At 69.5% G+C, this 8,240-nt stretch carries 9 protein-coding genes and 1 pseudogene; 5 read left to right on the top strand and 5 right to left on the bottom strand.

What is annotated here, in order from left to right; translation table 11 throughout:
• Positions 1-596: 596 nt before the first annotated feature.
• Positions 597-653, bottom strand: a complete 57-nt coding sequence (locus tag Q0379_RS24205; RefSeq protein WP_366519322.1) for a light-harvesting protein — start codon at positions 651-653, stop codon at positions 597-599.
• Between Q0379_RS24205 and Q0379_RS11030 the strand changes: the two genes are divergently transcribed.
• Entirely contained in the window at positions 633-872 is a 240-nt protein-coding gene (locus tag Q0379_RS11030; RefSeq protein WP_299008332.1) for a hypothetical protein, read from the top strand. The two genes, Q0379_RS24205 and Q0379_RS11030, sit on opposite strands and share 21 nt — an antisense overlap.
• A 269-nt stretch (positions 873-1,141) precedes the next feature.
• On the opposite strand, the pseudogene Q0379_RS11025 reads toward Q0379_RS11030, so the two are convergent.
• Positions 1,142-2,374 (bottom strand): annotated as a pseudogene (locus Q0379_RS11025) (DNA gyrase subunit A); the annotation flags it as partial.
• A gap of 125 nt (positions 2,375-2,499) precedes the next feature.
• Here Q0379_RS11025 and Q0379_RS11020 point away from each other — a divergent pair.
• Both Q0379_RS11020 and Q0379_RS11015 read left to right on the top strand, forming a co-directional pair.
• Positions 2,500-3,024: a superoxide dismutase family protein gene (locus Q0379_RS11020; RefSeq protein WP_299008328.1), complete on the top strand. Its 525-nt coding sequence runs from the start codon at positions 2,500-2,502 to the stop codon at positions 3,022-3,024.
• A gap of 43 nt (positions 3,025-3,067) precedes the next feature.
• Entirely contained in the window at positions 3,068-3,592 is a 525-nt protein-coding gene (locus tag Q0379_RS11015; RefSeq protein WP_299008325.1) for a hypothetical protein, read from the top strand.
• Here the strand turns inward: Q0379_RS11015 and Q0379_RS11010 are convergent.
• Positions 3,589-4,530 (bottom strand): EamA family transporter, encoded by a 942-nt coding sequence (locus Q0379_RS11010; RefSeq protein ID WP_299008322.1) that lies wholly within the window; start codon positions 4,528-4,530, stop codon positions 3,589-3,591. The two genes, Q0379_RS11015 and Q0379_RS11010, sit on opposite strands and share 4 nt — an antisense overlap.
• Before the next feature lie 7 nt (positions 4,531-4,537).
• Positions 4,538-5,800: an adenosylmethionine--8-amino-7-oxononanoate transaminase gene (locus Q0379_RS11005; RefSeq protein ID WP_299008320.1), complete on the bottom strand. Its 1,263-nt coding sequence runs from the start codon at positions 5,798-5,800 to the stop codon at positions 4,538-4,540.
• 72 nt (positions 5,801-5,872) lie between these two features.
• Here Q0379_RS11005 and bioF point away from each other — a divergent pair, with 72 nt between their 5' ends.
• Together bioF and bioD are read left to right on the top strand one after the other, a co-directional pair.
• The gene (bioF, locus tag Q0379_RS11000) at positions 5,873-7,027 is read left to right on the top strand and encodes an 8-amino-7-oxononanoate synthase (RefSeq protein ID WP_299008318.1); all 1,155 of its coding nucleotides are present in this window, start codon (positions 5,873-5,875) and stop codon (positions 7,025-7,027) included.
• Positions 7,024-7,680: a dethiobiotin synthase gene (gene bioD, locus Q0379_RS10995; RefSeq protein ID WP_299008316.1), complete on the top strand. Its 657-nt coding sequence runs from the start codon at positions 7,024-7,026 to the stop codon at positions 7,678-7,680. The genes bioF and bioD overlap by 4 nt, the downstream gene beginning before the upstream one ends.
• A gap of 3 nt (positions 7,681-7,683) precedes the next feature.
• On the opposite strand, the gene Q0379_RS10990 is transcribed toward bioD, so the two are convergent.
• Positions 7,684-8,240, bottom strand: a 557-nt coding sequence (locus Q0379_RS10990; RefSeq protein WP_299008314.1) for an NAD(P)-dependent oxidoreductase, incomplete at its 5' end; no start/stop codon positions are given.

The raw sequence follows: 8,240 nt of genomic DNA, 5'->3' as shown, positions 1-8,240 counted from the left end.
GTGATCGTTTGGGACCGCGGCACCTGGATACCGATCGGCGATCCGCATCAGGGCTATCGCGACGGCAAGCTCAAGTTCGGCGTCGGCGGCCTGCTGCAGGCGACGGCGCCGGGCGTGCCCGGACGCGGTGTGACGCTCGTCGCCGCAGTGCTGGTGCCGGCGGTCGCGGTCGCCGGCCGCCGACGCCCCCCGGCGCGTTCTGCCGAACCTCGATCAGCGCCGGGCTCTGGCGGGCGGCGGGCTCGCGTTGGGGGATCCGCGCGTGCGCCGCGCGCTCGGCGGTCCGGTCGACGGCACCCACGGGGCCTCCGTTCTGCGGCCCGGTCGACGGGGCCGCCGTAGCGTCGGCCCGCGCCAGGAGAGCGGGAGCTCGACGGCCTCGCGGCTACCCCGACTTGCGGGACGCGACACGTGGTGGTCGGCGCGTCGCGACGCGGGCGCCGCGAAGGCCACGCGGTCAGGCCGTCAGCTGCGGCGACGTCTGGTCGCGTCGCGTGACGGTGAGGAAGCCGACGAGCACCACGATCCCCGCGAGCATCGCCAACGGCACGCCCACGGGCCATCCCGCCTCGCGCTTGCGGCACCGGCGGTCCCTGCTACTTCAGCCAGGGGGACCAGATGTACGCCAGGATGTGCGCCACGAGGGCGATCACGAAGAACAGGCGCGCGCCATCGATCAGGCAGGCGTGGTTGAGCGCATCGGAGAACAGCGCATCGCCGTCGCCAACCAGCGCAGGGATGATGCCGCTGTTGGTGGCGAAGGGGCCGGCGACGTGGTTCTCGGGTCGGCGGAGATATACGACCCTTCAGCCGGTACATACACCCCGACCGGATCGTTGACGAACGCCCGCTCGCTGGCCGTCGGCGTGTAGAGCTGATCCAGTTCCTGCGCAGGTACGTCCGCCAGCAGCCGCGGGTAGGCCTCCACGGCCGTGCGCTGCAGGTCGCCGTCGCGCAGGCCCGGCACTTGCCCGGCTATGTCGATTTTGCCAAACGTGCCAATTCGCAAATTCGCGTCTGTACGCGCAAGGATGCCGTGTATGTCAGCGTCCCCTTCCCCGACACATTCAGGGAGTACCCGCCTTTGCGTGATGCGGTTCAGGCCTGGCGGCCGGATGCGCGATTAACCCGCATTGACGACCGGATCGGGCGCGCGGCGGATCATCTCGATCACTTCGTCGATATTGGCGACGGCGATGGTCAGGCCGACCAGCACGTGGCCGCGATCGCGGGCTTTGCCCAGTTCGAACTTGGTGCGGCGGACGACGACTTCCTCGCGGAACTCGACGAACAGCTGCAACAGCTGGTGCAGGCCCATCTGCTCGGGCCGTCCGCGGTTCAGGGCCAGCATGTTGACGCCGAACGAGGTCTGCAGCGCCGTGAAGCGGTAGAGCTGGTTCAGGATCACTTCGCCCGAGGCGTCGCGCTTCAGCTCGACCACGATGCGCATGCCGTCGCGGTTGGACTCGTCGCGGATGTCGGCGACGCCCTCGATCTTCTTCTCGCGGACCAGCTCGGCGATGTGCTCGACCAGATTGGCCTTGTTCACCTGATACGGGATCTCGGTGATGATGATGGCCTCGCGACCGGCGCGCAGCTCCTCGACGCTGGCCACGCCGCGCATGACCACCGAGCCGCGGCCCGTCAGCAGCGCCTGGCGTGGCGGGGCGCGGCCGATGATCTCCCCGCCGGTCGGGAAGTCGGGGCCAGGCACCAGGTCCAGCAGCTGGTCGGTGGTGCAGTTCGGCTCGTCGATCAGCAGCAGGCAGGCGTCGATGATTTCGCCAAGATTGTGCGGCGGGATGTTGGTCGCCATGCCGACGGCGATGCCGCCCGCGCCGTTGACCAGCAGGTTCGGAATCCGCGACGGCAGGACGGTCGGTTCCTGCTCCTTGCCGTCGTAGTTGTCGGCGAAGTCGACGGTGTCCTTGTCGAGATCCGCCAGCAACGCCATGGCAGGCGGGGCCATGCGGCACTCGGTATAGCGCATGGCCGCGGGCATATCGCCGTCGACCGAGCCGAAGTTGCCCTGGCCGTCGATCAGCACCAGGCCCATCGAGAACGACTGGGTCATGCGGACCAGGGTGAAGTAGATCGAGGCGTCGCCGTGCGGGTGATACTTACCCATCACGTCACCGACCACGCGGGCCGACTTCACATAGGGGCGATCCGGCGTCTGCCCCTGTTCATGCATCGAAAACAGCACCCGACGGTGCACGGGCTTGAGACCGTCGCGCGCGTCCGGCAGGGCGCGGCTGACGATCACGCTCATGGCGTAGTCGAGGTAGGAGCGGCGGAGTTCGTCCTCGATGTTGATCGGGGCGATATCCCCGCGGGAACCGTCGGCGGGGATGGTGGTGTGTTCGTCGCTCAAGGGAATTTTTCGCCGTCAGAATCGGACACGGAACTGTCGGAAACTGTTAGCATTCCGACGGGGCGGACGCCACCTTTACGGCCGCTTCGCCCCCAGTCCCCGCTAGTTCAGAAGGAAACCCCGTCATGCGCAGCCTCACCCTCGCGACGACCCTGGGCCTCGCCGCCCTGATCACCGCCGCGCCGGCCCTGGCCCAGACCGCCGCGACCGCCCAGGTAAAGGGCGGCGACGGCAAGGACTTGGGCGTCGTCACCCTCACCGAGGCTCCGCGCGGCGTCCTGCTGAAGCTGGAACTGAAGGGCCTGACGCCCGGCTGGCACGCGGTCCATTTTCACGAGAAGGGCGACTGCGGCACGCCCGACTTCAAGTCCGCCGGAGCCCACGTCCACACGGCCGCCACGACGGTCCACGGCCTGCTGAACCCCGACGCCAACGACAACGGCGACCTGCCGAACATCTTCGCGAGCGCCGACGGCTCCGCCACGGCCGAAGTCTATTCGACGCTCGTCTCGCTGAAGGGCGCCGGCGGCCGGCCCGCCCTGCTGGACGCCGACGGCTCGGCCATCGTCGTCCACGCCAACCCGGACGACCACAAGAGCCAGCCGATCGGCGGCGCCGGCGCGCGCGCGGCTTGCGGCGTGATCAAGTAGTCGCTTAGCTCCCGCCGAGACTCACCCCTCGGCGGGACACCCTATGCGTATCTGGCGATTTTCGACTCTCGCTCTGCTGCTGGCCGCGGCAGCGGCCTGCGACGGCTCCAAGGGCGATCGCAAGGCCGAAGCCCCGCCCCCACCGCCATCTCAGGCCGCGCCTACAGCACCCCCGCAAGCCACAACGCCGCCGACCGAGTTGGTCTCCCTCGCCTGGCGGCCGGCCAATTCCAACCAGAACCTGCAGGCCTTCGACCTTGAGGTCTCCGGCCTCGACGTTCTGGCCGTCTGCCACGTGCCGCCCGGCTGGACGATCAACGCCACCGGCGCGGGAGAAGGCGTCACCGAACTGAAGGGCCAGGCCACGGTCGGCGCGGCCTATGTCAGCCTCGACGACATGCAAGACATCGCGGGCCTGTTCCTGGTGCGCGCCCGGACGGGCGAGCCCTTGGCGGTCAAGGGCGAGATCACCACCGGGACCTATGGCGGCGACCAGGCCGAGCTCAAGGCCACGCCCGCCCTGCTCCGCCGCGAGGCCGCCGATCGCTGCCCGCCGCCGAAGGGCTAGGCGGCTTCGGCCAGCGCCTCTTCCGGCTTGATCCGCTTTTCGGTCATCGCGACCAAGGCGACGCCGACCATGGTCGCGCCGCCGCCGATCAGCAGCTGCGGCGTGAGCTTGTCGCCCAAGAACAGGATGCCGATGGTGCACGAGACCAGCGGCGTCAGCAGGAAGTAGGGCGTCACGCGCCCGGCCTCGCGTCGCTGCACCAGCCAGAACAGCAAGGCGCTGGCCCCAACCGTCGAGACCACGGCGGCGAATAGCACCGCCGCCCAGGCGATAGGCGGCGCGGCCTTGATGTGCTCGACCTGCCCCGTCTCGAAGACGAACGACATGGTCAGCAGCACTGGCGCTGCGACCAAGGCGGTCACGCCTTGCATCTTCAGCGGCTTGATGCCGGGCGTCTTGCGCACCAGCACCGTGGCCACGGCCCAGCAGGCCCCCGCGAAAACGATCAGCGCCAAGGCCGGCAAGTCGCCCGCCCCATGCGGATCAAGGCTCATCCAGGCCACGCCCACGAAGGCGATCACCAGGCCGATGACCGCCGGCGGCCGCATGCTCTCGCCCAGCATCCGCCAGGCGAAGATGGCGGTGAACGGGATCCACAGCTGGCTAGCCACGACCAGCGGGCTCAGCGCCTTGGCCATGCTGAAGGCGACGTAGATGATCCCGAAATGGATCGGTCCGGTCAGCAGAACGATCGCCAGCACCTTGCGCGGCTCAGGGAACGGCGGCCGAATGAACGGAAACAGGAAAGCCAGCGCCACCAGGAAGCGCAGGCCGCCCATCAGCATCGGCGGCAGGTACAGCGTCGCCACCTTGGCGGCGGCGTTGTTGATCCCCCAGGTCAGGATGATCGCCAGGATGGCGAGGTATTCCAGGCCGGTCAGGGGAGAGGACTTGGCGGACATGGCCCCGCTTGGACCAGACCCGCCGCTGCGGGTCAATCGCGGCTCAGGCGACGCCGACCACCTTACGGACGGCGGATGTCAGCAGGGCGAGGTCCGCGTCCGGCGTCGTGAAGGCCGGCGTCAGGTAGATGACCTTGCCCATCGGCCGGATCCAGGCCCCCAGCTCGGCGAAGCGCGCGCAGAGATCGCCGACGGCCAAGGGCGCATCGAACTCCACCACGCCGATCGCGCCTAAGATCCGGACGTCGACGACACCCCGCCCGGTCCGGCACGGTTCAAGACCCTCGGCGAGCGCGGCGCCGACCCGCGCGACATCCGCCGCCCAGGCGCCGTCCTCGAACAGGTCCAGCGAGGCGTTGGCGGCGGCGCAGGCCAGCGGATTGGCCATGTAGGTCGGCCCGTGCATCAGCGCCGCGCTGGCGTCGTCCGACCAGAAGGCTTCGAAGATCTTGCGCGCGGCGACAGCGGCCGACAGCGGCAGCGTGCCGCCGGTCAGGGCCTTGGACAGGGTGACGATGTCGGGTTCGACGCCCGCCGCCTGCATGGCGAACAGGGTTCCGGTACGGCCAAAGCCGGTGAAAATCTCGTCGAAGATCAGCAGGACGCCGTGCTTGTCGGCGAGCCGGCGCAAGGTCCTCAGAACCTCTGGCGGATGCAGCAACATGCCGCCGGCGCCCTGCACCAGAGGCTCGATCAGGATCGCCGCGATCTCGCCGCCGCGCTCGGCGAGCAGCGCATCCAGCGCCGCCTCGCTGTCGGCGTCGCACGGCAGGTCGGCGATGACCTGGGCCGGCATGACGCCCGCGAACAGGCTGTGCATCCCCTCCTCGGGGTCGCAGACCGTCATCGTCGCCAGGGTGTCGCCGTGATAGCCGCCCCGGAAGGCCAGGAATTTCGTGCGTCCCGCCACGCCCCGATTGATGTGGAACTGCAGCGACATCTTCATGGCGATCTCGACCGAGACCGAGCCACTCTCGGCGAAGAAGACGTGGTTTAGGTCTCCCGGCAGCATCCGCGCCAGACGCTCGGCCAGCCGATAGGCCGGCTCATGCGCAAGGCCGCCGAACATCACGTGCGGCATCCGCTCGATCTGGTCGCGCAGGGCGGCGGCGATGTGCGGGGGGTTGTAACCGTGGCAGGCCGTCCACCATGAAGCCAAGCCGTCGACCAGTTCGCGACCATCCGCCAGGACCAGCCGGGAACCGCGCGTCGCCACGACCGGCAGCGGCGGCCGGGCCGTCTTCATCTGGCAATAGGGCCGCCAGACGTGGGGGGCGCCGGCGGTGAGCCAGTCGGGATCGGTCATGACGGTTTCCGTTTGCGGACTCGGGGCGCCTTGCCTATTCCCGCCCACCAGCCACGGCAAACGGGAAACGACATGCAAAGCCTCGACGCCTTCGCCGGCGGCAAGCTGGCGGCCCTGGGAGCCAAGAGCCTGCGGCGCTGGCTGAAGCCGACCCGCCGCCACGACGGCGCCGTGGTCGAACGCGACGGCCGTAGGCTGATTTCGTTCTCCTGCAACGACTATCTGGGCCTGTCACAGCATCCGCAGGTGCGCGCGGCGGCGGCCGAGGCGGCGCTGAACTACGGCGCGGGCGCGGCGGCCTCGCGCCTAGTGACCGGCGACCATCCGCTGCTCGGCGACCTTGAGAAGCGCTTGGCGCGACTGAAAGGGACCGAGGCGGCCTGCGTTTTCGGCTCGGGCTATCTGGCCAACACCGGCGTGATCCCCACGCTGGTCGGGTCCGGTGACGTCGTGCTGGTCGACGCCCTGGCCCACGCCTGCATCTGGGCCGGCGCGCAGTTGTCGGGCGCCAAGATCGTCAAGTTCGCCCACAACGACGTCGCCGACCTGGAGCGCCTGCTGCAGGCCGAGCGCCCCCTCGCCCGCCACGCTCTTGTGGCGACTGACGGCGTGTTCTCGATGGACGGGGACATCGCGCCATTGGATCAGCTTTCCGAGGTGTGCGCGCGCCACGACGCCTGGCTGCTCAGCGACGACGCGCATGGCGTCGGGGTGCTGGCGGAAGGCCGTGGCTCGGCCGCCTTGTTCCCCGACGCCGAGATTCCGCTGCAGATGGGCACCCTGTCGAAGGCCCTGGGCTCGTACGGCGGTTATCTCTGCGGCTCGCAGGCGGTGGTCGACCTGCTGAAGACTCGCGCCCGCACCCTGGTCTACGCCACTGGCCTGCCCCCGGCCTCCGCCGCAGCCGCCCTGACGGCGTTGGACCTGATCGAGACGCGGCCGGAGCTGACCGTTCAGCCTCTCGCCAAGGCGAGATTGTTCACCGAGCGCCTCGGCTTACCGGACGCGCAGAGCCCGATCGTACCGGTCGTGCTGGGAACCGCCGACGCCGCCCTCTCGGCCTCCGCCGCCCTGGAGGCGCAAGGTTTTCTGGTCGTGGCGATCCGCCCGCCGACGGTGCCGGAGGGCACGGCGCGGCTGCGCGTCGCCTTCAACGCCGCCCACGACGACGCCGACGTAATCCGCCTGGCCGACGCCATCGCCGCGCTGCGGGAAGCCTCCGCATGAAAGCCTTCTTCGTCGCGGGGACCGGCACCGATCTTGGCAAGACGCATGTCGGCTGCGCGCTGCTGGAAGCCTCACGCAAGCGCGGTCTGAACGTCGATGCGTTCAAGCCGGTCGTCAGCGGGTTCGATCCGGATGCGCCCGAGGCCAGCGACCCTGCGCGCCTTGCCATGGCCTTGGGTCGCCCCGACGCGTGGGCGGAGATATCTCCCCGCCGCTATCGCGCGCCGCTGGCGCCGAACCTCGCCGCCCGGCTGGAGGGCGACGTCTTGCGGATGGACGACCTCGTCGCCGATTGCCGAGTCTGGCTGGACGGCCGCAACGTTGATCTCGCCTTGGTCGAAGGCGCCGGCGGCGTGATGTCGCCGATGACCGACGAGGCGACGAACCTTGAGCTGATGGCGGCGCTCGGCCTGCCTATCCTGCTGGTCGCCGGCAGCTATCTGGGCACGGCCAGCCACCTGCTGACTGCGCTGGAGGTCGTACGCGCCCGGAACCTGGTCGTGGCGGCGATCGTCGTCAGCGAAAGCCTCGACGCGCCGGACCTCGACCAGACGGTCGAGATGCTGCGCGCGTTCGAGCGCCAGACGCCCATCGTCGTCGCATCGCGCGCCGCCTGGGACGCCGGCGAACTGGCCGACGTCCTGCTGGGCTAGCGCCTACTTCTCTAGACGCGCCACCAGGCTGGAGGTGTCCCAGCGGGCGCCGCCCATGGCCTGGACCTCGGCGTAGAACTGGTCGATCAGCGCCGTGCCCGGCAGGGTCGCGCCGTTGGCGCGAGCTTCGTCCAGCGCGATGCCCAGGTCCTTGCGCATCCAGTCGACGGCGAAACCGAACTCGAACTCGCCGCGCGCCATGGTCGCCCAGCGGTTTTCCATCTGCCACGACTGGGCCGAGCCCTTGGAGATCGCCGCCAGCACATCGTCGGTCGGCAGACCCGCCCGTTTGGCGAAGTGCAGCGCCTCGGCGACGCCCTGGACGACGCCGGCGATGGCGATCTGGTTGCACATCTTGGTCAGCTGGCCCGCGCCGACCTCGCCCATGCGGCGGACGGCCTTGGCGTAGACCTCGATCACCGGCAGCACACGGTCGTAGGCCACCAGGTCGCCGCCAGCCATGATGGTCAACTGGCCGTTCTCCGCGCCCGCCTGGCCGCCCGAGACCGGGGCGTCGACGAAGCTTCTACCACTGGTCGCGGCCAGGGCGGCCATCTCGC

Origin of the sequence: uncultured Caulobacter sp., from assembly GCF_937900395.1 — a bacterium.
GTDB lineage: Bacteria > Pseudomonadota > Alphaproteobacteria > Caulobacterales > Caulobacteraceae > Caulobacter.
The sequence above is the reverse complement of the archived record's forward strand: the minus strand, read 5'-3'. Positions and strand labels throughout refer to the sequence as shown.

Bases quoted from the DNA above. Each gene is read 5' to 3' on its own strand.
- bioD (WP_299008316.1), top strand. From the start codon at position 7,024: ATGAAAGCCTTCTTCGTCGCGGGGACCGGCACCGATCTTGGCAAGACG.
- Q0379_RS11015 (WP_299008325.1), top strand. From the start codon at position 3,068: ATGCGTATCTGGCGATTTTCGACTCTCGCTCTGCTGCTGGCCGCGGCA.
- bioF (WP_299008318.1), top strand. From the start codon at position 5,873: ATGCAAAGCCTCGACGCCTTCGCCGGCGGCAAGCTGGCGGCCCTGGGA.
- Q0379_RS11020 (WP_299008328.1), top strand. From the start codon at position 2,500: ATGCGCAGCCTCACCCTCGCGACGACCCTGGGCCTCGCCGCCCTGATC.
- Q0379_RS11005 (WP_299008320.1), bottom strand. From the start codon at position 5,800: ATGACCGATCCCGACTGGCTCACCGCCGGCGCCCCCCACGTCTGGCGG.